Origin of the sequence: Polynucleobacter sp. 30F-ANTBAC, from assembly GCF_018882385.1 — a bacterium.
In the GTDB taxonomy this organism is placed as follows: Bacteria; Pseudomonadota; Gammaproteobacteria; order Burkholderiales; family Burkholderiaceae; genus Polynucleobacter.
The window spans coordinates 332,958-357,099 of sequence record NZ_JACVON010000002.1 but is presented as its reverse complement, the minus strand read 5'-3'; the positions used below and the strand labels follow the sequence as shown (position 1 = coordinate 357,099).

The 24,142-nt window shown below is 44.3% G+C and carries 25 protein-coding genes; 15 read left to right on the top strand and 10 right to left on the bottom strand.

The features are described 5' to 3' along the window. Nucleotides 1–18 precede the first annotated feature (18 nt). Genes lspA through dut form a run of 3 tightly spaced genes read left to right on the top strand, consistent with a single transcriptional unit; the run spans nt 19 to nt 2,187 of the window. Nucleotides 19–510, top strand: a complete 492-nt coding sequence (gene lspA, locus ICN28_RS07395; protein WP_216287463.1) for a signal peptidase II — start codon at nt 19–21, stop codon at nt 508–510. A gap of 17 nt (nt 511–527) precedes the next feature. After that, nucleotides 528–1,736, top strand: coding sequence for a bifunctional phosphopantothenoylcysteine decarboxylase/phosphopantothenate--cysteine ligase CoaBC (gene coaBC, locus ICN28_RS07390; protein ID WP_216287462.1), 1,209 nt, complete (start codon nt 528–530; stop codon nt 1,734–1,736). A gap of 1 nt (nt 1,737) precedes the next feature. Continuing rightward, entirely contained in the window at nt 1,738–2,187 is a 450-nt protein-coding gene (gene dut / locus ICN28_RS07385; protein ID WP_216287461.1) for a dUTP diphosphatase, read from the top strand. Between the two features lie 26 nt (nt 2,188–2,213). On the opposite strand, the gene clpA is transcribed toward dut, so the two are convergent. After that, nucleotides 2,214–4,523 carry an ATP-dependent Clp protease ATP-binding subunit ClpA gene (clpA, locus tag ICN28_RS07380; RefSeq protein ID WP_216287459.1) on the bottom strand — a complete coding sequence of 770 codons (2,310 nt, stop codon included), beginning with the start codon at nt 4,521–4,523 and terminating at the stop codon, nt 2,214–2,216. After that, on the bottom strand, nt 4,520–4,798 hold the full coding sequence (gene clpS, locus ICN28_RS07375) for an ATP-dependent Clp protease adapter ClpS (protein WP_255536210.1): 279 nt from the start codon (nt 4,796–4,798) through the stop codon (nt 4,520–4,522). The genes clpA and clpS overlap by 4 nt, the downstream gene beginning before the upstream one ends. Before the next feature lie 208 nt (nt 4,799–5,006). Between clpS and ICN28_RS07370 the strand changes: the two genes are divergently transcribed. Then, nucleotides 5,007–5,447 carry a DUF192 domain-containing protein gene (locus ICN28_RS07370; protein ID WP_216287455.1) on the top strand — a complete coding sequence of 147 codons (441 nt, stop codon included), beginning with the start codon at nt 5,007–5,009 and terminating at the stop codon, nt 5,445–5,447. A 3-nt stretch (nt 5,448–5,450) separates the two neighbouring features. Here ICN28_RS07370 and ICN28_RS07365 read toward each other — a convergent pair whose 3' ends face one another. From ICN28_RS07365 to argF, 3 genes are read right to left on the bottom strand one after another with little or no spacing between them, the layout of a single operon-like run. Continuing rightward, a complete protein-coding gene (locus ICN28_RS07365; RefSeq protein ID WP_216287454.1) occupies nt 5,451–5,756 on the bottom strand; it encodes a pyrimidine/purine nucleoside phosphorylase in 306 nt (101 codons plus the stop codon). A 16-nt stretch (nt 5,757–5,772) separates the two neighbouring features. Next, entirely contained in the window at nt 5,773–7,002 is a 1,230-nt protein-coding gene (locus tag ICN28_RS07360) for an argininosuccinate synthase (RefSeq protein ID WP_216287453.1), read from the bottom strand. A 34-nt stretch (nt 7,003–7,036) separates the two neighbouring features. Beyond that, on the bottom strand, nt 7,037–7,963 hold the full coding sequence (gene argF / locus ICN28_RS07355; RefSeq protein ID WP_370626470.1) for an ornithine carbamoyltransferase: 927 nt from the start codon (nt 7,961–7,963) through the stop codon (nt 7,037–7,039). 104 nt (nt 7,964–8,067) lie between these two features. Between argF and ICN28_RS07350 the strand changes: the two genes are divergently transcribed. Beyond that, nucleotides 8,068–8,376: a DUF3579 domain-containing protein gene (locus ICN28_RS07350; RefSeq protein ID WP_370626469.1), complete on the top strand. Its 309-nt coding sequence runs from the start codon at nt 8,068–8,070 to the stop codon at nt 8,374–8,376. A 54-nt stretch (nt 8,377–8,430) separates the two neighbouring features. Here ICN28_RS07350 and rpsT read toward each other — a convergent pair whose 3' ends face one another. Then, the gene (gene rpsT, locus ICN28_RS07345; RefSeq protein ID WP_216287452.1) at nt 8,431–8,697 is read right to left on the bottom strand and encodes a 30S ribosomal protein S20; all 267 of its coding nucleotides are present in this window, start codon (nt 8,695–8,697) and stop codon (nt 8,431–8,433) included. A gap of 95 nt (nt 8,698–8,792) precedes the next feature. Between rpsT and murJ the strand changes: the two genes are divergently transcribed. From murJ to miaA, 4 genes are read left to right on the top strand one after another with little or no spacing between them, the layout of a single operon-like run. Continuing rightward, entirely contained in the window at nt 8,793–10,349 is a 1,557-nt protein-coding gene (gene murJ, locus ICN28_RS07340) for a murein biosynthesis integral membrane protein MurJ (protein ID WP_216287451.1), read from the top strand. Between the two features lie 10 nt (nt 10,350–10,359). Further along, entirely contained in the window at nt 10,360–11,202 is an 843-nt protein-coding gene (locus ICN28_RS07335; protein ID WP_216287450.1) for a SirB1 family protein, read from the top strand. Between the two features lie 13 nt (nt 11,203–11,215). Continuing rightward, nucleotides 11,216–13,003 carry a DNA mismatch repair endonuclease MutL gene (gene mutL / locus ICN28_RS07330; RefSeq protein ID WP_216287449.1) on the top strand — a complete coding sequence of 596 codons (1,788 nt, stop codon included), beginning with the start codon at nt 11,216–11,218 and terminating at the stop codon, nt 13,001–13,003. Further along, a complete protein-coding gene (miaA, locus tag ICN28_RS07325; protein ID WP_370626481.1) occupies nt 12,985–13,974 on the top strand; it encodes a tRNA (adenosine(37)-N6)-dimethylallyltransferase MiaA in 990 nt (329 codons plus the stop codon). The genes mutL and miaA overlap by 19 nt, the downstream gene beginning before the upstream one ends. A 17-nt stretch (nt 13,975–13,991) precedes the next feature. Here miaA and purM read toward each other — a convergent pair whose 3' ends face one another. After that, nucleotides 13,992–15,044: a phosphoribosylformylglycinamidine cyclo-ligase gene (gene purM, locus ICN28_RS07320; RefSeq protein WP_216287446.1), complete on the bottom strand. Its 1,053-nt coding sequence runs from the start codon at nt 15,042–15,044 to the stop codon at nt 13,992–13,994. Between the two features lie 31 nt (nt 15,045–15,075). Between purM and ICN28_RS07315 the strand changes: the two genes are divergently transcribed. Genes ICN28_RS07315 through panB form a run of 6 tightly spaced genes read left to right on the top strand, consistent with a single transcriptional unit; the run spans nt 15,076 to nt 20,351 of the window. Then, a complete protein-coding gene (locus tag ICN28_RS07315; RefSeq protein ID WP_216287444.1) occupies nt 15,076–16,095 on the top strand; it encodes an AI-2E family transporter in 1,020 nt (339 codons plus the stop codon). A 16-nt stretch (nt 16,096–16,111) separates the two neighbouring features. Then, nucleotides 16,112–16,882: a DnaA regulatory inactivator Hda gene (gene hda, locus ICN28_RS07310; protein WP_216287441.1), complete on the top strand. Its 771-nt coding sequence runs from the start codon at nt 16,112–16,114 to the stop codon at nt 16,880–16,882. 14 nt (nt 16,883–16,896) lie between these two features. Beyond that, nucleotides 16,897–17,577 carry an HAD family phosphatase gene (locus ICN28_RS07305; RefSeq protein ID WP_216287439.1) on the top strand — a complete coding sequence of 227 codons (681 nt, stop codon included), beginning with the start codon at nt 16,897–16,899 and terminating at the stop codon, nt 17,575–17,577. Beyond that, entirely contained in the window at nt 17,574–18,971 is a 1,398-nt protein-coding gene (pcnB, locus tag ICN28_RS07300) for a polynucleotide adenylyltransferase PcnB (protein WP_216287437.1), read from the top strand. The genes ICN28_RS07305 and pcnB overlap by 4 nt, the downstream gene beginning before the upstream one ends. 39 nt (nt 18,972–19,010) lie before the next feature. Next, nucleotides 19,011–19,514: a 2-amino-4-hydroxy-6-hydroxymethyldihydropteridine diphosphokinase gene (gene folK / locus ICN28_RS07295; protein ID WP_216287436.1), complete on the top strand. Its 504-nt coding sequence runs from the start codon at nt 19,011–19,013 to the stop codon at nt 19,512–19,514. Nucleotides 19,515–19,523: 9 nt separating this feature from the next. Further along, on the top strand, nt 19,524–20,351 hold the full coding sequence (gene panB, locus ICN28_RS07290) for a 3-methyl-2-oxobutanoate hydroxymethyltransferase (protein WP_216287434.1): 828 nt from the start codon (nt 19,524–19,526) through the stop codon (nt 20,349–20,351). Nucleotides 20,352–20,358: 7 nt separating this feature from the next. Here the strand turns inward: panB and dnaJ are convergent, their stop codons facing one another. The 3 genes from dnaJ to grpE all read right to left on the bottom strand — a co-directional run bounded on the left by dnaJ (nt 20,359) and on the right by grpE (nt 24,046). Beyond that, entirely contained in the window at nt 20,359–21,492 is a 1,134-nt protein-coding gene (gene dnaJ / locus ICN28_RS07285; RefSeq protein ID WP_216287431.1) for a molecular chaperone DnaJ, read from the bottom strand. Between the two features lie 9 nt (nt 21,493–21,501). After that, on the bottom strand, nt 21,502–23,424 hold the full coding sequence (gene dnaK, locus ICN28_RS07280) for a molecular chaperone DnaK (protein ID WP_216287429.1): 1,923 nt from the start codon (nt 23,422–23,424) through the stop codon (nt 21,502–21,504). Between the two features lie 64 nt (nt 23,425–23,488). Next, the gene (gene grpE / locus ICN28_RS07275; RefSeq protein WP_216287427.1) at nt 23,489–24,046 is read right to left on the bottom strand and encodes a nucleotide exchange factor GrpE; all 558 of its coding nucleotides are present in this window, start codon (nt 24,044–24,046) and stop codon (nt 23,489–23,491) included. Nucleotides 24,047–24,142: the final 96 nt, after the last annotated feature.

Below are 24,142 nucleotides of genomic sequence, written 5' to 3'. Positions count from 1 at the left end.
GCACCTTAGGAGAACGACTTGGCCTCATATAAATCAAACAACAAGCAATCTTTATTGTTATGGCTTGGTTTATCCAGTTTTCTTTTGATACTTGATCAACTAACAAAGATCATTGCAAAAAATAACTTATTTGAGGGTGTGTCACAGCCAGTAACCAGCTTCTTAAACTGGACTTTGGTTTATAACTCAGGGGCAGCGTTTTCCTTTTTAGCTCAGGCTGGCGGTTGGCAGCGATGGTTTTTCACAGGCGTTGGCATCATTGCTGCATTAGTGATGATTTGGTTAATTCGTAAAAACTGTCATCAAACTATTTTTTCACTAGCCTTGAGTTTGATTCTAAGTGGCGCTATTGGGAATGTGATTGACCGAGTTCTTTATGGTGCTGTTGTTGATTTTGTTGACCTTCACTACATGGGTTGGCATTGGCCCGCTTTTAATATTGCTGATAGCGCCATCACGATTGGCGTCATTCTTCTCATCATTGATGAGATCAAACGCGTCAACAAATAAGAAGGTTCATTCAAATTATGAATTCTCTACAAGGTAAAAAAATACTCCTAGCTATGTCTGGGGGCATTGCCGCATTCAAAGTGGCTGAATTGGCGCGGTCATTGATTCAAGAAGGCGCTGAAGTTCAAGTGGCAATGAGTGAAGCGGCCACTCATTTCATGACACCCGTTACGATGCAAGCGCTGACAGGTAAACCGGTTTATGTGAGCCAATGGGATGCTCGCATTCCCAATAACATGGCCCATATTGAGCTGTCTCGACAAGCCGATGTTATTTTGATTGCTCCAGCTAGCGCAGACTTAATGGCTAAAATTTCTTTAGGCTTAGCGGATGATCTGATTAGTACAATTTGCCTGGCTAAAGAGTGCCCTCTTATTGTTGTTCCTGCGATGAATAAACAAATGTGGGACAACCCAGCAACCCAAAGAAATGTCGCTCAGCTCGATAAGGATGGCGTTACCGTCTTAGGGCCAACCAGTGGCTCACAGGCTTGTGGTGAGAATGGTATGGGGCGCATGCTCGAAGCCCATCAAATTCTTGAGGGAGTTATTTCTTTTTTTCAAGAAAAAGTATTAAAAGGTAAAAAAGTACTCATTACTGCTGGCCCTACCTATGAGGCCATTGATCCCGTTAGAGGCATTACCAATAAGAGTTCGGGCAAGATGGGATTTGCTTTAGCGCAGGCCGCATTAGAAGCAGGCGCCGAGGTTCATTTAATTGCAGGACCTTGCCACCTCAACACGCCCCTTGAATTTACTGGCAAGATTCAACGTACAAACGTTACCAGTGCAAAAGAGATGCATAGTGCCGTGATGAGTGACTTAACAGCGGATGTTTTCTTTTCCGTTGCAGCAGTGGCAGATTGGCATGTCAAAAATGCCAGCGCGCAGAAAATCAAAAAAGAAGTGGCTGGCTCAAATACTCCAACACTTGAGTTTGAATTAAATCCAGACATCTTGGCATCCGTTGCAGAGTCAGCGGCTAAGAATAAAAAACCCTATTGTGTCGGCTTTGCTGCTGAAACGAATGACTTAGAACGGCATGCCCAAGAAAAACGGATAAAGAAAAATATCCCTATGCTAGTTGCGAATATTGGTCCTGATACGTTTGGGCTAGATGAGAATGAGCTGCTCGTTATAGAAGAAAGTAGTTCTCAGCGCTTTGAAAAAGCCGACAAATTACATTTATCACGTCAATTAATCCGTCTTATTTCTAAAAAAATCTAATATGAAAAAACTACAAGTAAAGATTCTCGATGCCCGAATGAAAAACAATCTGCCGCAGTATGCAACTGCGGGTAGTGCAGGTTTGGATTTAAGAGCTTGCCTCGATGAAGCCATCACGATTGAGCCCGGTCAGACTGTATTGGTACCCACGGGTTTATCTATCTACCTAGATGACCCAGGCTATGCCGCCTTGATTCTGCCACGCTCAGGCTTAGGTCACAAACATGGAATCGTTCTTGGTAATTTAGTAGGTTTAATTGATTCAGACTACCAAGGTCAACTCATGGTGAGCACTTGGAATCGTGGTCAAACCGCTTTTAAATTAGAGCCTATGGAACGTTTAGCACAGTTGGTCATTGTGCCAGTGGCTCAGGTTGAATGGTCAGAAGTAGAAGAGTTCACCGCCAGCGAAAGAGGTGCTGGCGGCTTTGGAAGTACAGGACGAGCCTAAGCAGGCTATTTAGACTGCAGAACAGATTAAATCTGTTCTGCCTCTGTTTTACCTGATGAGACTTTTTTAACAGCAGATCTTACGGGTGCTTCAAAATCCAAATGGACTTTTTCTTCAGCATCCATATCCACCACCACATGGCCACCATTGGCTAACTTACCAAATAGCAACTCATCCGCCAAAGCTTTTCTAACCAGATCCTGAATCAAGCGCTGCATTGGTCTTGCACCCATTAATGGATCAAAACCATGCTTCGCCAAATAAGTTCGTAGATTCTCAGTAAAGCTTGCATCCACCTTCTTCTCATGCAACTGCTCTTCAAGTTGCATCAAGAACTTATCCACCACTCGTAAGATGATGCTTTCATCCAAGGCTTTGAAGCCCACAATTGCATCGAGACGGTTGCGGAACTCAGGCGTAAAGGTGCGTTTGATGTCACCCATCTCGTCACCAGCTTGTCGTGCATTGGTGAAACCAATGGATGACTTCTGCATGGCTTCAGCACCAGCATTGGTGGTCATGATGATGATCACATTTCTGAAATCAGCCTTGCGACCATTGTTATCCGTCAAAGTGCCATGATCCATCACCTGCAACAAGATATTAAAAATATCTGGGTGAGCTTTTTCAATTTCATCTAATAAAAGAACGCAATGAGGCTTCTTATTGACTGCTTCCGTTAAGAGGCCACCTTGATCAAAGCCAACATAACCTGGGGGCGCACCAATTAAACGGCTCACAGCATGTCTTTCCATGTACTCCGACATGTCAAAACGAATCAACTCGATGCCCATAATGAATGCCAACTGTTTGGCTACCTCAGTTTTACCAACACCCGTTGGACCTGAGAATAAGAATGAACCAATTGGCTTATCGTCTTTACCCAAACCTGCGCGTGACATCTTGATAGCCGATGCCAACACCTCAATCGCTGGCTCTTGACCAAACACCACACTCTTAAGATCGCGATCTAAAGTTTGCAACTTACTGCGATCATCCACAGAAACTGATTGTGGCGGAATGCGTGCAATCTTAGCCACAATGTCTTCGATCTCTTGACGACCAATGGTTTTCTTTTGTTTAGACTTTGGCAAAATACGCTGGGCAGCACCGGCTTCATCAATCACATCAATAGCCTTATCAGGCAAATGACGATCATTGATATAACGACCTGATAATTCTGCCGCAGCCGTCAAAGCCGCTTGAGCATACTTAACACCATGATGCTCTTCAAACTTAGATTTCAAACCACGCAGAATTTGAACTGTTTGATCAACACTCGGCTCTAAAACATCTACCTTTTGGAAACGACGTGACAAGGCGGCATCTTTTTCAAAAATACCGCGGTACTCGTTAAAAGTGGTTGCCCCGATACACTTCATCTGACCGCTTGAAAGCGCAGGCTTGAGCAAGTTGCTAGCATCTAGCGTTCCACCCGAAGCAGCGCCTGCTCCAATCAATGTGTGGATTTCATCAATGAATAAAATCGCGTCTGGATTGTCTTTTAAATTTTTAAGAACATCTTTTAAGCGCTGCTCAAAATCGCCACGGTACTTAGTGCCTGCTAATAGGGCACCCATATCCAAGGAGTAAACAACCGCTTTTGATAAAACTTCGGGAACATCACTTTGGGTGATTCTCCAGGCAAGCCCCTCTGCAATAGCAGTTTTACCGACGCCAGCCTCACCCACTAATAATGGGTTATTTTTACGGCGGCGGCATAAGATCTGGATCACACGCTCTACTTCACCCTCACGACCAATCAATGGATCGATACGGCCTTGTTTAGCTAATACGTTGAGATTCTGGGTGTACTGCTCTAAAGGGCTATCTTTGCCACCAGAACTAGCTTCACCACCTTCAGCGCTAGACTCATTGGTTTTTGGCACCTCAGCTTGATCCTTGCGAATGCCGTGGCTGATGTAGTTAACAATATCTAAGCGAGTTAGTCCTTGCTGCTGCAAGTAATAAACAGCATGCGAATCTTTCTCACCAAAAATAGCAACCAAGACGTTAGCACCCGTTACCTCTTTCTTACCATTAGAGGTGGATTGAACATGCATGATGGCGCGCTGGATAACGCGCTGAAAGCCTAAAGTGGGTTGAGTATCTACTTCAGCCGATCCTGGTACCAGTGGAGTATTGTCATTAATGAAGTTTTTAAGATTACTCTTAATGTCATCAATATTGACAGCGCAAGCTTTTAAAACATCTGCCGCTGTTGCGTTATCCAATAACGCACAGAGCAAGTGCTCAACGGTAATAAACTCGTGACGGGATGCTCTCGCATCTACGAATGCCATATGTAGGGTTACTTCTAATTCTTGAGCAATCATGCTTCCTCCATCGTGCATTGCAAAGGGTGCCCGGCTTCACGGGATCTGTCTACCACTTGTTCTACTTTTGTCGCTGCAACATCTTTGGTGTAAACACCACAAACGCCCTTACCCTCAAGGTGAACCTGCAACATAATTCTTGTTGCACTCTCTTGATCTTTATGAAAATACTCTTGAATCACCATGACGACAAATTCCATCGGGGTGTAATCGTCATTCAATAAAACCACTCGATACATCTTCGGTGGCTGCACGCGCTCTGTTTGACGATCCATGACCGTCGCTTGATCATCCGCAATTCCTGGGAAATCGATACGGCTCGGGGATTTAGGTTTTTGACTCATATTTCCTATTCTAAACACAAGTTTGATATTTGGTATTGAGATTAATTACTAGGGATATTCATAGGTCTATTGGCTTTCCTAACAGCCAACTTGAATCTGATAAAGTGGTAGCCATTCACTGACTCAAGCTCGAATTACTATGCCTCATTTAGCCAGATTACTTATATCCGCATTATTCATTTACACCAGTCATGTGGGGGGTATATCTGCCCAAAGTATGCCTAGAGCAGAGCTGCAAGTAGGTCTTCATAAAATCACTGCTGAAGTAGCTTCAAATCAGGCCGAAAGGCAGCTGGGTCTCATGAATAGAAATTTTTTACCTTCGGATGAAGGAATGCTTTTTATTTTTGAAAGCACTGCGACTCATTGCTTTTGGATGAGGAATACCAAAATACCCCTATCCATCGCATTTATTGATCAAAGCGGGGAAATTGTGAATATAGAAGAAATGCAGGCAATGACTGAAACCAATCATTGCCCATCTAAACCAATCAGATTTGCCTTAGAAATGAACCAGGCTTGGTTTTCTAAAAAAGATATCTTGCCTGGGCATACCGTTTCAGGTCTACCCAAGCGCTAGATCTTAGCCGAAATGGCAAACGTAATGAACAGCTTGTTCAGCACGAATAACAAAGTAGCCGCCAGCCTCAACTGTCCATGATTGACCAGCAGTAAATGCTTGCTCTGGAGCGCCATTGATACTTACATGAGCAGTGCCATCCACTACGTCCATCACTTCTTTCGTGGTGAGATCAAAGCGCAAGGTGCTTGGCAAAATAACGCCAACTGACTTACGTTCACCACTTGGCAACGTCACTGTATGAGAAACACACTTACCATCAAAAAAGACATTCGCTTTTTTTCCAACTGAAACTTGATCAAATTGCATAACTTATCCTAAAAAATTAAGAACCACGTTTAATACGTGCATTGGCAGCAATACGCATACGCAATGCATTTAACTTGATGAATCCACCAGCATCTGCCTGATTGTACGCACCACCATCATCGTCAAAAGTAGCAATATTTTGGTCAAACAATGTATTCACTGAATCACGCGCTACAACTGTCACAGAGCCCTTGTATAACTTCACTCGGACAAAACCACTAACGCTTTGTTGCGTATGGTCAATTAATGTCTGTAGAGCAACACGCTCTGGCGCCCACCAGTAGCCGTTGTAAATCATGCTGGCATAGCGAGGCATCAAATCATCTTTCAAGTGAGCCACTTCACGATCTAAAGTGATACTTTCGATACCGCGGTGCGCTTTTAGAAGAATGGCGCCACCAGGAGTTTCATAACATCCACGGCTCTTCATGCCAACGTAACGGTTTTCTACAAGATCCAAACGGCCAATACCATGCGAACCACCGATTCTATTGAGCTCAGCCAGCATCTCATGAGCTTTATAACGCTTGCCGTTAATTCCAACCGCATCACCACGCTCGAACTCAATATCCAAGTACTCAGGCGCATCTGGTGCCTGCTCCGGTGAAACAGTCCAACGCCACATTGACTCCTCAGCCTCAGCTTTTGGATCTTCTAGATGGCGACCTTCGTAACTGATGTGCAATAAGTTTGCATCCATTGAATAAGGTGCACCGCCTTGCTTGTGCTTCATTTCAACAGGAATGCCATGCTTTTCAGCATAGGCTAATAATTTTTCACGAGACAAAAGATCCCACTCACGCCAAGGTGCAATCACCTTGATTGATGGATCCAATGAGTAATAACCTAACTCAAAACGAACCTGGTCATTACCTTTACCTGTTGCGCCATGCGATACAGAATCAGCACCTGTTTTATGCGCAATCTCAATTTGACGCTTAGCAATCAAAGGACGGGCAATGGATGTACCTAATAGATACTCGCCTTCATAGATCGTATTGGCACGGAACATAGGGAACACAAAATCCCTAACAAACTCTTCGCGCAAGTCATCAATAAAAATATTTTCTGGCTTAATGCCAAACTGAAGTGCTTTTGCACGAGCAGGCTCTAACTCTTCACCTTGGCCCAAATCTGCTGTGAATGTAACGATTTCACATTGATACGTATCTTGAAGCCACTTCAAAATCACACTGGTATCTAAACCGCCTGAATAAGCTAGAACAACTTTTTTAATGTCTGACATATTTATCTACGTTAAATTAAATTTTTAATAAAAATTACAACTTGCCACACAGCAAGAATTCCATCAGCGCTTTTTGAACATGCAAGCGATTTTCAGCCTCATCCCAAACAACACTTTGCGACCCATCAATCACAGAAGCAGCAACTTCTTCACCTCTATGTGCCGGTAAACAATGCATGAAAAGAGCATCTGCATGAGCAGCCGCCATCAACTCGTCGGTCACCATCCAGTTTTTAAATGCCTTTAAACGAGCTTGGTTCTCATCTTCGTAACCCATGCTAGTCCACACATCGGTAGTAACTAAATCAGCCCCTTTGCAAGCATCCAAGGGGTTTTGAAAGACCGTTAAATGTTTCTTAGCCTGTGCACTAAGTAATTTTTCATCCAACTGATAACCTGGTGGCGCAGAGAAATTCACTTTGAAATCTAAGATTTCAGCAGCCTGTACCCAGGTGTAGGCCATATTATTGGCATCACCAATCCAGGCAATTGTTTTGCCTTTGATATCTGCGCGATGTTCTACAAATGTAAAGATATCTGCCAAAACTTGGCAAGGATGGTATTCGTTAGTGAGGCCATTGATTACTGGCACTCTGGAATTAGATGCAAAACGCTCAATGATGTCTTGTCCGAATGTCCGAATCATGATGATATCGGTCATTCTTGAAATCACTTGAGCCGCATCTTCTACAGGCTCACCACGACCAAGCTGGGTATCTTTGGTGTTTAAGAAGACGGCATGACCACCCAATTGGTGAATACCTGCTTCAAAAGATAAACGTGTACGTGTGGAATTTTTTTCAAAAATCATTGCAAGCGTTCGATCGTGCAATGGATGCCAAGTCTCATATCTTTTGAACTTGGCTTTTAGAAACTCAGCTCGCTGAAGTAAATAAGCGTACTCATCCGCGCTGAAATCAGCAAATTGTAGGTAGTGCCTGACTGGAATATTCGACAACATAGCTATTCACGCCTAATTAATTCAAATATCTATTCAACAAGGGTTCAGACTGATAAAATCTAGGGGTTATCCCGAATTTCAACTATTTATACAGCAAAGACATCGTGACGACCAAACAATTCTTTATCCAAGGTCTTACTCACGATGGCAAACCATTCAGACCCAGTGATTGGGCTGAGAGACTTTGCGGCGTTATGGCCCAGTTCCGACCTGACGGCGACACAAGCGACCCTCGCTTCACCTACTCACCCTACGTCAAACCCGTCAATATTGCCGGTATCAAATGCGTGGTGGTGGATGAAAGGCTCAATGAAATTGAGCCAAAAGCCATGGATTTCGTCAAAAACTTCGCTAAAGACAATAATCTACCTATTGTTGAAGCCTGCGAAATACCTACAAAATCACCTAACTAAAAATAAAAAACCCGCTCCGTACTAGGGAACGGGCTCATTTTTAACCTAAATAAATTAGGCTGTCATGCCTTTAATAGCTGCAGATAAGCGAGATTTTGTTCTCGCAGCAGTGTTTTTATGCACTACTTTTTTATCAGCAATCTTATCGATTGTTGCCTGCGCAGCCTGGAAAACCTTAGCTGCAGCATCTTTATCACCTGCGTCAACGGCTTTACGCACAGTCTTGATAGCTGTACGAAGACGTGAACGCAAGCTTGAGTTGTGTTCATTTTGAGAAACTGCCTGGCGGGCACGTTTACGAGCTTGGGCGGTATTTGCCATGTTTGTAACCTTTAGGGGTATTGCCAAAAGAAAAAGATTATAACTTATCCTGAGCAAGGCTACCACCCCTGCCAGAAATCTGTAAAACTACGCCTGTGAATTTATTATCTGCAGCCGCCAAAATAAGTAGCCTAACGATGCTATCCCGCATCACAGGGCTACTGAGAGAAACACTGATTGCCCGTACCTACGGGGCTTCCGAGTGGACTGACGCCTTTAATGTGGCCTTTAGAATCCCCAATTTACTCCGGAGACTGTTCGCAGAAGGCGCTTTTTCTCAGGCATTTGTGCCAGTTTTGGGTGAAACATCGACAAAAGAGGGCCAAGAAGGCACCTTTTTGATGGTTTCTGCCATTGCAACCATCTTATTTTGGTCTTTGATCCTGACTGTTTTAGTAGGTGTTATAGGCGCCCCTTGGCTTATTTTCATCATTGCCTCGGGTTTTAACGATAGCGGCGCCCATGAGGCTAGCGTAGTTCTCACCAGGATCATGTTCCCCTATATTGGCCTCATTTCTATGGTGTCGCTCTCAGCGGGCATCCTAAATACCTATAAAAAATTCGCCATACCGGCCTTTACCCCTGTTTTACTCAATTTATCGATGATTTTTTCATCATGGTTGCTGTCACCCTATTTTGAGACGCCCATCTATGCCTTAGGTATTGGTGTTATTTTGGGCGGGATCACGCAGTTAGCCATTCAAATCCCAGCACTTAAAAAAATTGGCTTGTTACCTAAAATTAGCTTTGGCTGGGGCAATATCAAAAATGCCTGGAACCATCCAGGGGCCAAAAAAGTTTTAAAACTGATGTTGCCCGCTTTATTTGCAGTTTCTGTTGCTCAACTGTCGTTAATCATTAATACCAACATTGCCTCACACTTAACTGCGGGCAGCGTTTCATGGTTATCGTATGCCGACAGATTGATGGAATTCCCAACAGCGCTCTTGGGCGTGGCGATTGCCACAGTTTTACTGCCTAGCTTAAGTCGCGCTAACACGCTGCAAGATGACGCTCAAATTGCAAAATTAATGGATTGGGGTTTAAAGCTCACATTCATGTTGGCTGCACCTGCTGCAATGGCATTACTGGTATTTGGTCAACCACTCGCCGCAGTGCTTTATCACTACGGGCAATTTAATGCTCTTGATGTGGCTATGACGCGACAAGCTTTGGGCGCTTATGGCGTTGGTTTGGTTGGCTTGATTCTGATCAAAATTTTAGCGCCCGCCTACTACTCAAGACAGGACATTAAAACCCCGGTCAAGATTGCTATTCGTGTATTGGTGTTAACTCAATTAGCCAACATCATTTTAGTGCCTTGGCTCAACCATACTGGTCTAGCACTATCCATTGGATTAGGCGCCATACTTAATGCCGCTATGCTTTGGAGAGGTCTCAACCAGAAAGGGATCTTGCTTAAGAATGCTGGATGGCTCAAATTCTTTATAAGATTACTGATTGCTCTTGCAGCTGTCACCGTTGTTTTTTATTTTGGCGCCCAGCAGCATGACTGGATTGAGCTTCGCAATACGCCAATGATTAGAATAGGATGGCTCTTCATTTGGTTAACCTTTGCTGCAATTGTCTATTTAGGCAGCTTATGGATTACCGGCTTTAGAACCAAAGATTTTTTATACCAAGCAAAATAAGCTGACTTATATGCCAACACAACAATTAGATTACTTTGCCTCTCTGGTGATAGATGATGATCACTTCCCGTTGACTGAGGCGGCGATCGCTGTCGCGCAACATGCATACCCTGATCTCATTATTCAGAATGTCATGGATGAGCTCGATTTACTCGGCGACAAAGTCAAGCAACGCATCACCTCTGAAATGCAAGATATTCAAAAGCTCCAAATACTTAAAAATTACTTCTATCAAGAATTAGGTTTTGGACCAAACCGCAACGACTACTACGATCCAGATAACTCTTATTTACACAGTGTTTTCGAAACCAGAAGAGGTATTCCAATTTCTTTAGCTTTGATTTTTATGGAACTGGGTCAACAGCTGGATCTCAATATCAAAGGCGTCTCTTTCCCCAATCACTTCATGGTGCGCGTTTCACTAACTCAGGGCCAAGTCATTATGGATCCACTAACTGGCACATCTTTATCAAAACATGAGCTGCAAGAAATGCTAGACCCTTATTTGGATGCTCAAGGCTATCGCGGTGAGTTGCAGTTGCCTCTTAGCGTATTTTTGAGATCATCTAGCTCAAGAGAAATTCTCTCAAGATTTTTAAGAAACTTAAAAGCGATCTACACCCAGCAAGAACGTTGGGAAAGACTTTTGGGCATTCAACAACGCTTGGTTATTTTGTTACCGAATGCCGTTGAAGAAGTCAGAGATCGAGGCCTTGCTTTGGCTCAATTGGATTACATCAGACCTGCTATTGAAGATATGCAGAAATATGTCGATGAATGCGCTGATGCGAGTGATCTCGATGAAATCAGAGAGCAAATCATTGAATTAGAACAACAGTACCGTCACCACTAGAAACCGTAGATTCATGAGACAAGCAATCGCAGCACTACCGGATACTCTGATCAGCCAAATTGCGGCTGGTGAAGTGGTTGAACGTCCTGCATCGGTTGTTAAAGAAGTTTTAGAAAATGCGATTGATGCCGGATCAAGTGCCATCATTATTCGATTAGAAGAAGGTGGTTGCCAAAGAATCTCCATACAAGATGACGGTCAAGGCATCCGCCATACAGAACTTCCTCTAGCCGTTCAAAGACATGCCACCAGCAAAATTCGATCGCTTCATGATTTAGAGTCAGTTGGCTCACTTGGGTTTCGAGGTGAGGCACTGGCCTCTATTGCATCGGTTGCTAGATTGTCGATTACAACGCGCACCAGCGAAGATGACCATGCCTGGCAAATCCATGTGAATGGCGGTCAAACGGTGGGAGAGGTCAGCCCATCATCCGGCCCCACAGGCACAACCATTGATGTGCAAGATCTTTACTTCAACACCCCTGCTCGACGTAAATTCTTAAAAAGTGCTGCGACAGAATTAGGGCATTGTTTAGATGTGATTCGTCGTATTGCTTTATCCCGACCAGATATTGCTTTTGCTATCTGGCATAACGGTAAAGTTCTAGAGCGCTGGTCTCATGGCAATATTGAACAACGAGTTGATGCAATCTTAGGTAAAGAATTCCACGAAGCCAGAATTCCTCTAGAGAGTATTTCGGGTCCCTTAACTCTGCGTGGTTTCATCAGTCAGCCCACAGCCAGCAGAGCAAGAGCAGATCAACAATTTAGTTACGTTAACGGACGATTTGTGCGCGATAAAGTGGTGCAGCATGCCATTCGTAGCGCCTATCAAGACGTCTTGCATGGTGACAGACAACCTATGATTGTTCTATCGCTTGATATTGACCCTAATCTGGTTGATGTGAACGTTCACCCTGCCAAAACTGAAGTGCGCTTCAGAGAAGGCGGCGCCGTCCATCAATTCATTTACAAAGCTATTCAAAACGCATTGGCAACCTCAGCGGGTCACATCAACCGATCTCATGATGATGCAACAGGTCTTATTTCAGATAGCTTAAGCCAGCCTGCTATGTCTTCTATACCAGCCTGGAATCCACAGATCAGCAATCAGTACTTGCCGCTCAATCAGAATCAAAAAAGTAGCATTGATAGCTTTTTCTCAACGATCAATCATGCCGAAAGATTGCATCCGGAACAGAATAACGAGTCACCATCTGATTTACCTTTAGGGCATGCACTTGCTCAGATCCATGGCATTTATATTTTGGCGCAAAACCAACATGGCTTAGTTCTGGTTGATATGCATGCCGCACACGAGCGTGTTTTATATGAAAAATTAAAGCAAGATTTAGCGACTGGTATCAAAGTACAACAGCTATTGGTACCCATTGTGATGCACGCCTCTGAACTGGAGGTTAGCAAAGCGGAAGAGCATCGCCTAACTCTAGAAAAATTAGGTTTTGATGTAGCCACACTATCGCCCACCCAATTAGCCATCAGAACTATTCCCACACTTTTACAACGATCTGAGCCAGTTAACTTACTCAGAAATTTACTAAGCGAATTGGATCTCACCGGTTCAAAAGCAGTAATTGATGCTGCACAACATGAGCGCCTTGCTACTCAAGCATGCCATGCAGCTGTCAGAGCTCATCGAGCACTAACACTCACTGAAATGGATGCGTTATTACGACAGATGGAGCAGACTGAACGCGCTGATCAATGCAATCACGGTCGTCCAACTTGGGTACAACTCAGTATTCAAGATTTAGATAAATTATTTTTACGCGGTCGTTAGTCTTGAATCAAGCTGTCATAGCGATTGTGGGACCAACTGCTAGCGGAAAAAGTGCTATGAGTATGCGCTTCGCGCGGACTGCTAAAAAATATGGTCGCACCGTAGAAATTATCAGCATGGACTCTGCTTTGGTTTACAAAGGGATGGATATCGGCACCGCCAAACCCAGCATCTCAGAAATGACTGAAGTGATTCATCATGGTATTGATATTGCCAATCCAGAAGATCCTTATTCAGCTGCTAAATTTGCCAAAGATGCTAAACAGTGGATACAAGCGATACGTGAACGAGGCAACCTCCCTATCATCGTTGGTGGAACGATGTTGTACTGGAGAGCGCTCGCTCATGGTTTATCGGACATGCCCACCGCCTCCCCTGAAATACGCGCAGCTCTGGAGCTTCAAGCTACCGAACAAGGTTGGCATGCCATTCATGCTGAATTAGCCAAGGTGGATCCTGAGACAGCTGCTCGCCTTGAAAAAAATGATGCACAACGGGTTCAAAGAGCGCTTGAAATTTATCTGCAAAGCGGCAAACCTATGTCCGCCTGGTTAAAAGAAGAGCCCAAAGAAACTGGTCGAGGAGATTCAGATAGCCCCTTGCACTTGAGGCTACTATCCATTGAACCCTCTGATCGATCGGTCCTGCATGAGCGTATTGCGCAACGTTTTGAGATCATGATGTCTCAAGGTTTTTTAGATGAAATGCGCCAACTTAGAGCAAACTCAAAACTTAACCCGGATCTACCGTCAATGAGAGCAGTAGGCTACAGACAAGCCTGGCAATATCTTGATGGAATAATTGATTTACAAGAATTAAAAGATCAATCGATTGCCGCTACACGTCAGTTAGCAAAACGTCAATTAACTTGGTTGCGCGGCATGCATGATCGAGAAATTTTTGATCCACTCTTGGAGTCAGAGATGGATCGGTGTGAGCAAGTGTGTCTCGCTCACTACCAACTACAGTAACCGTACCTCAACGATCGTTAAACAACAATCGTTTGATGAGCGCCTGCCGGTCTAGCGACTACCTCACCTAACTGGTAAACAGTTTCACCAGTAGACTCCAACTGAGCTTTTGCAGCAGCGGCATCAGCAGCATTCAAAATCACCACCATACCAACGCCACAGTTAAATACACGGTGCATCTCAGCATCTTCAACGCCACCTTCTTTTTGCAGCCACTGGAATAACGGTGGCAACTGCCATGCAGTTTGATGCAAAACAGCTTGAGTATTTTCTGGCAATACGCGAGGCACGTTCTCAACCAAACCGCCACCCGTAATATGCGCCATGCCTTTAACGTTGATCTTAGCCATCAACGCCAACATGGATTTCACATAAATTCTTGTTGGGGCCATCACCACATCACTCAAGCTACGACCATGAAAATCATCGCTTGGCTTAGCACCCGCACGCTCAATAATTTTTCTGATCAAGGAGTAACCATTTGAATGGGCACCACTCGATGCCAAACCGAGGATGACATCTCCCGGAGCAATCGTCGCACCTGTAATCATGGTTGATTTTTCAACTGCGCCCACAGCAAAACCAGCCAAGTCATACTCACCCTCTGGGTACATGCCTGGCATTTCCGCAGTTTCGCCACCAATCAGCGCACAACCGGCTAACTCACAACCCAAAGCTATACCGCCAACTACCGTAGCGGCCGTATCCACTGACAACTTACCGCAAGCAAAATAATCTAAGAAAAATAGGGGCTCAGCGCCTTGCACCAGAATATCGTTAACGCTCATCGCCACCAAATCTTGACCGACGGTGTCATGACGATTCCAATCAAAAGCTAACTTAAGCTTGGTACCCACACCATCCGTACCTGAAACAAGAACGGGCTCCTTGTAGCGCTTAGGCACCTCAAAAAGGGCGCCAAAGCCACCGATACCGGCCAAAACGCCGTCACGCATGGTTTTCTTGGCCAAAGGCTTGATACGCTCAACTAAAGCGTCGCCTGCCTCCATATCTACACCCGCATCGCGGTAAGAAAGTCCTTGAGATTTTGAAGAATTTTGATCTGACATGGCTATAAGTGTATTTGAATCAGTAGAATCTATGAATTCTAGTGGATACGCAAAACCTATGGTCTCTTTATTAACAACTTTCTTAGCGGCATTTATCTTGGCTTATGTGCTCAGACCCCTATCTGTTAGGCTTCAAAGCCTTCATTTGGGCAAGATATTCTCTGCAATTTTGTCTGTTTTTATTGGATTTTTTGCTATTTCCGGGTTAATTATTCTGTTTTTAAGCATTTTGCAAAAGGAATTACCCGCTCTAAGGGAACAATTCCCCGTTTGGCTCTCACAAACTCAAAAAGCGATTCAGCCTATTTTCGACTCGCTACTGATCAACGTTGATGTCAAAAAAATTCATAGTGTCTTGGAAGAGCGCATCAGCTCACAGCTCTCAGACAATGCCGACACCCTCATTAGCTCTGGTTTATCAACCGTGCTGAACTCAGGGCAAAGTTTATTGGCCAGCATCTTCGGCTTGGTACTTATTATTTTTATTGTGTTCTACCTTCTCACAGAGTGGGATGAGTTTTTTAACAAATTAACTCCCATCATTCCCGCGAGATGGCTTCAACAAGTCACGATAATTGTGAAAGAAATTGACGATCTCTTGTCTCAGTACTTAAGGGGTCAATTAATTGTGATCGCAGTTTTATCTGTTTATTACTGTGCTGGACTCTATGCGCTAGGTGTCACAGGAGCCCTTGCACTTGGTCTACTGACTGGGGTGGCCATCTTTATCCCCTATATTGGATATGGCGCCGCACTGGTTCTAGCGCTACTTTCAGCCACCCTTCAAGCTGAAGCCGGGGTGAGTGTTCTGGCTGTTCTAGCGCTTTATATTGCTGGACAAACAATTGAAAGCTTTTTCTTAACCCCTAAGTTAGTCGGGGAACGTATTGGTCTGCACCCCGTCTTGGTTGTTTTTGCCTTAATCTTATTTGGTGGATGGTTTGGGTTTTTTGGAGTACTGCTAGCATTACCTCTTAGCGCTATTGCTCTTGTACTCAGTCGACATGCTATGCAGAGTTATAAAAATACAAACTGGTATAAAAATAACTAAGCCTTTTGATCAATTAATGACTTTACCCTCTTCACCTCCATCCCATCGTTTGCCGCGCCAAATTGCATTGGATTTGGGATGCGTGCCTGAAGCCAGCTTAGAGAACTTCATTGCAACAGGAAATGAAAATTTACTGGGTATGCTAACGGAGCTCAAACTATCTTTTCAAGCCGACCCCAAAGCCACTCCACTCAAAGCTGAACAACGAATGATTCATGTATGGGGAGAAAGTGGCTCTGGCCGATCACACATTCTTGAGGCCATGAAGTTACTGGCGCATGATCATGGTCAACAGGCATGGGTTTTACATCATGACAGCAGTCAAGATGATTGGCGCCAAGTGGCAGCCTTGATTCTAGAAAATCCTCAAGCGATTACTGTTTTATGCGTTGATGATGTTGATGCGTTAGATGAATTTGCTCAAGGGGCTCTCTTTAGGATTCATAACCTCATCCGTGAATCATCCTCACAAGTTTTGCTAACGAGCAGCCAAGTGCCTCCAGCTAACCTGGAGTTAAGAGATGATTTAAGAACTCGCCTTGCCTGGGGTTTGGTCTTTCAAATGCATGCGCTCTCTGATGAGGAAAAGTTGAATGCACTCGAACAAGCTGCACTTGCGCGCGGCTTGCAACTATCTGGCGATGTACCTCCATGGCTACTGCGCCACTTTCATCGGGATATGTCCAGCTTGATGTCTTTATTGGATGCCTTAGATACTTACTCTCTCGAAACCAAACGGGCTATTACCCTCCCGTTGGTAAAAGAACTACTCGCTCTGAAAAATTGAGCATAATTGCATAAATGACACAACTTGCCTTATTCGATTTAGACCACACACTTCTTCCCATTGATAGCGACCATGAATGGGGACGCTTTTTAGTTAAAACAGGGGTGGTCGATGCCGCCTATTACGCCTCTGAAAATGAGCGTTTTTATAACGACTACAAAGCAGGTCGTTTAGATATTTTTGCTTTTTTAGCATTTGCGCTAAAACCTCTTGCCGAACACTCCAGAGAGCAGCTCAATACTTGGCATGATGCCTTTATGAATGAGATCATCCGCCCTAATATTCGCCCCAGCGCTCTAGCTCTTGTTAAAAAGCACCAAGATCAAGGTGACTTATGTTGCGTTGTCACGGCGACAAATAGTTTTGTAACTCGCCCCATCGTTCATGCATTTGGCATTAGCCACCTCATTGCGACCGAACCTGAAGTGCTTGGTGACCCGTCAACTGGTCGTTTCTCAGGAAAAGTTGCAGGCATCCCCAACTTCAGAGAAGGCAAAGTGGTCAGGGTAGAAGATTGGCTGAAACAGCAAGGTTTAAGCTGGTCTGCATTAACTGAGAGTTACTTTTACTCGGATTCAATCAATGACTTACCTCTGATGGAAAAAGTATCCATTGCAATGCCAACCAACCCAGATGACAGCTTAAGAAAGAAAGCTCTTGAAAATAACTGGCCTGTATTGGAGTTATTTAAATGATTCGTCGCTTCATTGATCGCATTCTTAGTAAGCCAAATAAACAAAAAAGCTTAATGCACGGTCACGGCTTAACACCCAAGAAAATTCTAAAGCGCTCTCACCATATTAATCCAGAGCTACTATCTAAAAATGCGGTTAAGGTCACTCATGTTTTACAAGATGCAGGCTTTGATGCCTACATTGTTGGCGGTGCAGTTAGAGATTTATTGTTAGGTATTGCCCCAAAAGATTTTGACGTTGCAACCAATGCAACCCCTGATCAAGTGCAAAAACTTTTCAGACGCTCAAGACTCATTGGTCGTCGCTTCCAAATTGTTCACGTCACGTTTTATGGCAAAGATAGGCCGGAAATCATTGAGGTTTCCACATTTAGAGCCCATGTTCAAGCTGAAGATGCCCATGTAGCAGCCAACGGTCGGATTTTGAGAGATAACGTCTGGGGGAGTCAAGGAGAAGATGCTACTCGTCGAGATTTCACCATCAATGCCATGTATTACGACCCTCAAACAGAAACTGTGTTGGATTATCACGGCGGCATGCAAGATATTGAGGCTCGAACTTTACGCATGATTGGGGAACCTAGTCAGCGATACAGAGAAGACCCTGTTCGCATGTTGCGCGCGATTCGATTTGCAGCAAAAACAGGATTTAAGATTCAAGCAGATACACTGGCACCCATTGAAAAATTGGGAGATCTCATACAGGACGTTCCAAGCTCTCGCTTATTTGATGAAATTCTCAAATTACTGATGTCTGGGCATGCATGGGCCTCATTACAGGGCTTAAAAGACGTTGGGCTTCATCAGAAGATACTTCCGCTGATCGATGCCATTTTAGAAAATGAAGACCGCTCTATTTTCGTCAAGAAATCCTTAGACAATACCGATCTAAGAGTTCATGAGGGCAAGCCTGTCTCGCCAGGATTCTTATTTGCCAGCCTCCTTTGGCATGATGTTCAATATGCATGGACTCACTACGAAAACGATGGGATGCCTAGTGTGCCAGCTTTGCATGCGGCGATTGATGAGGTATTTGAATCTCAGAAAGCTTTCCTGGGCATGCAACGTCGTCATGAAGCAGATATGCGTGAAATTTGGACTATGCAGCCGAGACTTGAAAAAAGAGTGGGGCGCTATCCTTACCGTTTAATTGAAACGGCTAAATTCAGGGCTGGCTATGACTTCCTATTATTGCGCTGCGAAATTGGCGAAATCCCCCATGAATTAGGTCAATGGTGGACAGACTTTTGGCAAGGTGACGACCTAATTCGTCAAGATTTGATGGCCCTTGTCAAAACACAGGCACCGGACTCTAACTCGCCAGCGCCCAAGAGAAAAAGAAGGCGAACTCGATCAAAAATTGCCAAACCAGCAGCTCCTGAGCAAACTAACTAAAAAAAAGATAAAGTACGGTAATTAATAAGGGGAAGTTACATGGCATTGGCCTTCATTGGTCTTGGCGGCAATATAGGTGATACCAAACAGTTCATCACAGATGCCATTGTGTGTTTAGCTCAAAATCCTGAGCTAAAGGTTAAAACACGCAGTTGCCTCTACCAAAGCGCTCCCGTCAATGCATCAGGTAATGATTTTATTAATGCGGTTATTTCAATTGAGACCAAGTTAACCCCTGAAGACTTATTAACGATCTGCCAAACCATTGAGTTTTCATTTGGACGCGAAAGACCTTTTGTTAACGCGCCAAGAACTCTTGATCTAGATGTCTTAGCTTACGACGCAGTTTCTATCCAAGAAGAGAACTTGATCATTCCTCATCCAAGAATGGTTGAAAGAGCTTTTGTGCTTCTTCCATTACTGGAAATTGCCCCTGATTTAGAGCTCCCAGGATTTGGAAAATTATCTCAATACGTTGGCAACGTTGCTCATCAACGGATTGAAAAGGTAAAGGGCTGCAACTGCCCCACCCAACATCACTAAGGTAAAAAAATGGCTTACTTACAAGAAAAAAATGCCGCTCGTTCTGCAAAAAGCATTACCCAATTACATACCATGCATCAATCTGGAGAAAAGATTGCTATGCTCACCGCCTATGAATCAAGCTTTGCAGCATTACTAGACCACGCAGGCATTGATGCGATCCTAGTTGGGGATTCATTAGGTAATGTTATTCAAGGTCATAGCACCACCACACCTGTAACAATTGCGGATATGGCGTACCACACGCAATGTGTCTCACGAGGGAATCAGGCTGCTTTTGTCATAGCTGATATGCCATTTGGCTCTTACTCAACCCCTGAGCAAGCCATGGACAATGCTGCTACTTTGATGCGTGCTGGCGCACAAATGGTCAAACTGGAAGGTGGTGAATGGCTAGCTGAGACAGTTAAGTTTCTTGTTCAGAGAAGCGTTCCTGTTTGCGGCCATCTTGGCCTATTGCCTCAATCGATTCATACCCTTGGAGGATTCAAGGTACAGGGTAAATCTCCTGAGGCTGCTCAGCAGCTGGTAGCAGATGCTATCGCTCTCGAGTCTGCGGGTGCACAAATGATTGTGTTAGAGGCTATCCCCTCAGAACTTGGATCCAGAGTCACTCAATCCATCAATATTCCAACGATCGGCATTGGGGCTGGGCCCGATTGCTCAGGTCAGGTTTTAGTCATGCACGATATGTTGGGTGCTTTTCCTGGTCGCTCACCGAAGTTTGTAAAAAACTTTTTGGAAGGTCAGCCCTCGATTGAGGCTGCTGTAAAAGCTTATGTTGAAGCAGTCAAGGCCGGAACTTTCCCGAGCCCTGAACACTGCTTCAAAGCTTAACTACGATTCAATTAAAAAAATCTTTGACTCTATCAAGCCAGCCTTTTTGCTGAGGGCTATGTTTAGCTCCACCTGCTTTTAAGCTGTCATCAAACTGCTTTAATAAGTCTTTTTGCGCCTGAGTTAACTTAACAGGTGTTTCGACTTGCACGTGGATGTAAAGATCACCTGGCAAGCTTGTTCGAAGACTCTTAATACCTTTTGAGCGCAACCGGAATGTACGGCCGCTCTGAGTTCCCTCAGGAACATCAAACGTTGCTTTACCAGACAATGTTGGCACTTCAATCTCGCCACCCAAAATGGCATCGACAAATGAGATTGGCATCTTGCAATGCAAATCATCACCATCTCTTTCAAATACTGGGTGTGGCTTGATATGAACCTCAACATACAGGTCACCGCTAGGTCCACCATTAACACCTGGCTCACCATTGCCACTAGAGCGAATGCGCATGCCATCATCGATACCAGCTGGAATTTTGACCTCTAAAGTCTTTTGTGACTTTATCTTCCCAGCGCCATGGCATTTTTTACAAGGCTTAGGAATATAGCTACCTGAGCCACTGCAACGAGGGCACGTTTGCTGCATAGAAAAAAATCCCTGCGCAACCCTAACCTGACCAGCACCATTACATGTGGTGCATGTTTCAACTTTCGAACCTGGTTCAGCACCGCTTCCATGACAAGGCTCGCAATTAGACCAACTCGGCACACGAATTTGAGTATCGTGACCATTAGCAGCTTCTTCTAATGAAATCTCCATGCTGTAGCGCAAGTCTGCACCACGGTAAACCTGAGGGCCACCACGACTTTGAGAGCCCCCACCAAAGATATCGCCAAAGATATCTCCGAAAGCATCTGAGAACCCACCAAAACCTTGTCCACCACCACCGCCAAAACCACCCATATTAGGGTCAACGCCGGCGTGACCATACTGGTCATAAGCAGCGCGCTTTTGAGGGTCTGACAGCATTTCATAGGCTTCTTTAGCCTCTTTGAATTTAGCTTCAGCTTCCTTGTTATCAGGATTGCGGTCTGGGTGATATTTCATAGCCATTTTCCGATAAGATTTTTTAATCTCATCGTCGGTGGCACTCCGAGCTACACCCAGAATTTCATAAAAGTCGCGCTTGTTAGACAAAACTATTCCTTACTTCTTATCGTTTACTTCCTTGAAATCGGCATCAACGACATTGTCGTCCTTAGGCTTAGCATTATCACCGTTTGGCTGAGCAGCTTGCTCTTTTTCAGCCATCGCAGCATAAACTTTTTCACCCAACTTCTGACTAGCTTTACCCAACTCTTCAGTTTTAGCAGTAATGGCATCCTTATCAGCACCTTTAGCAGCTTCTTCCAAGTCTTTTAATGCAGCCTCAATTTTTTCTTTTTCATCAGCCTCTAGAGAAGCGCCGTGCTCTTCCATGGCTTTCTTAGTTGAGTGAACAAGAGCTTCCGCCGTATTGCGAGCATCAACCAACTCACGCAACTTACGATCTTCTTCTGCATTCACTTCAGCATCTTTCACCATGCTAGCAATTTCTTCCTCAGATAAACCTGAGTTAGCTTTAATAGTGATTTTGTTTTCTTTACCAGTAGCCTTATCTTTAGCGCCAACGTGCAAGATACCGTTCGCATCGATATCAAATGACACTTCAATTTGTGGCGTACCACGAGATGCTGGAGCAATACCTTCTAAGTTGAATTCACCTAATACTTTATTGGCAACAGCCATCTCGCGCTCACCCTGGAATACTTTAATCGTCACCGCAGGTTGATTGTCTTCAGCTGTTGAGAAAACTTGAGCATGTTTTGTTGGGATCGTTGTGTTCTTTTTGATCATCTTCGTCATCACACCGCCCAAAGTCTCAATACCCAATGAGAGAGGTGTCACATCCAATAACAGAACGTCGGTACGATCACCAGAAAGAACCGCGCCTTGAATCGCTGCACCAGCGGCAACAGCCTCATCCGGGTTAACGTCCTTACGTGGCTCTTGACCAAAGAACTCCTTAACCTTTTCTTGTACTTTTGGCATACGTGTCATACCACCAACCAAAATCACGTCTTGGATGTCGCCAATAGAAACGCCAGCGTCTTTAATCGCGATACGGCATGGCTCAATTGTTCTAGCAATTAGATCTTCTACAAGTGACTCTAATTTAGCGCGAGTCATTTTGATATTTAAATGCTTCGGACCGGATGCATCAGCTGTGATGTATGGCAAATTGATATCTGATTGTTGGCTTGATGACAACTCAATCTTTGCCTTCTCAGCAGCCTCTTTCAAACGCTGGAGAGCTAGTACATCTTTAGATAGATCAACACCTTGTTCTTTTTTGAACTCAGCAATGATGAAATCAATGATGCGCTGGTCAAAATCTTCACCGCCCAAGAAAGTGTCGCCGTTCGTTGAAAGCACTTCAAACTGCTTCTCACCATCCACATCAGCAATCTCAATAATTGAAACGTCAAATGTTCCACCGCCCAAGTCATAAACAGCAATCTTACGATCGCCTTTTTCTTGTTTATCCAAGCCAAAAGCTAATGCCGCTGCAGTAGGCTCGTTAATGATGCGCTTCACTTCCAAGCCAGCAATACGACCTGCATCCTTAGTTGCTTGACGCTGACTATCATTAAAGTAAGCCGGCACTGTAATAACGGCCTCAGTCACTTCCTCACCCAAATAATCTTCGGCTGTTTTCTTCATCTTACGAAGAACTTCCGCTGAAATTTGTGGAGGCGCCATTTTCTTGCCACGAACCTCTACCCATGCATCACCGTTATCAGCCTTAGCAATGGTGTATGGCATCAAATCGATATCTTTTTGAACTTCTTTTTCATCGAACTTACGACCAATCAAGCGCTTAACCGCATACAAGGTATTGCGAGGATTGGTGACTGATTGACGCTTGGCTGGCGCACCAACCAGGATCTCACCATCTTCCATGTAGGCGATGATCGAAGGAGTTGTACGAGCACCTTCTGCGTTTTCAATTACTTTAGGTACGTTACCTTCTAAAACAGATACACATGAATTCGTTGTACCCAAGTCAATACCGATAATCTTAGCCATGCTTAACTCCTAAATAATGTTTATATATTCAATATGGGGATCAATGCTGATAATTCAATACCGTTTACTTGGGTTGACTGACAGTCACCAAAGCCGGTCTCAAAATACGATCAGCGATTAAATAACCTTTTTGCAATACGGTAACAACCGTATTCGCCTCTTGCTCATGGGGCACCATGGCAATAGCCTGATGACGATGTGGATCAAACTTCTCACCAACAGGATTGATCTCTTGAACGCGGCCTTTTTCTAATGCAGACATTAACTGCTTAAGCGTTAATTCAATACCCTCTTTCATCTTGGCAGAATCTTCACCGTTATCCGATAGCGCCGCAGTCAAACTATCTAGAACTGGTAATAGGCTCTCAGCAAATCCCTCAATAGCAAATTTGTGGGCTTTAGCAACCTCTTCCATCGATCTTCTACGTGCATTTTCAACTTCTGCCTTAGCGCGCAAAAATTGATCTTGATGCTCTTGGATCTGAGCTTGCAGACTCACAATTAACTCTTCAGGAGTCAAAGGTGCAGCGGGACCACTGCCCGATACCGCATCATCCGCCGTTAGCGAATCTGCAGATTTATTTGTATCTTCTTGATTTTCTTGATTTTTATCTTGATTCATCGATTTTTATCCCTCTAACAAGTACCCATATGGGGATAAAAAGGATGGCTTCAAGAGCCTCCGTTAGAAATATTTTTATCTAATGGAGATCTTCTC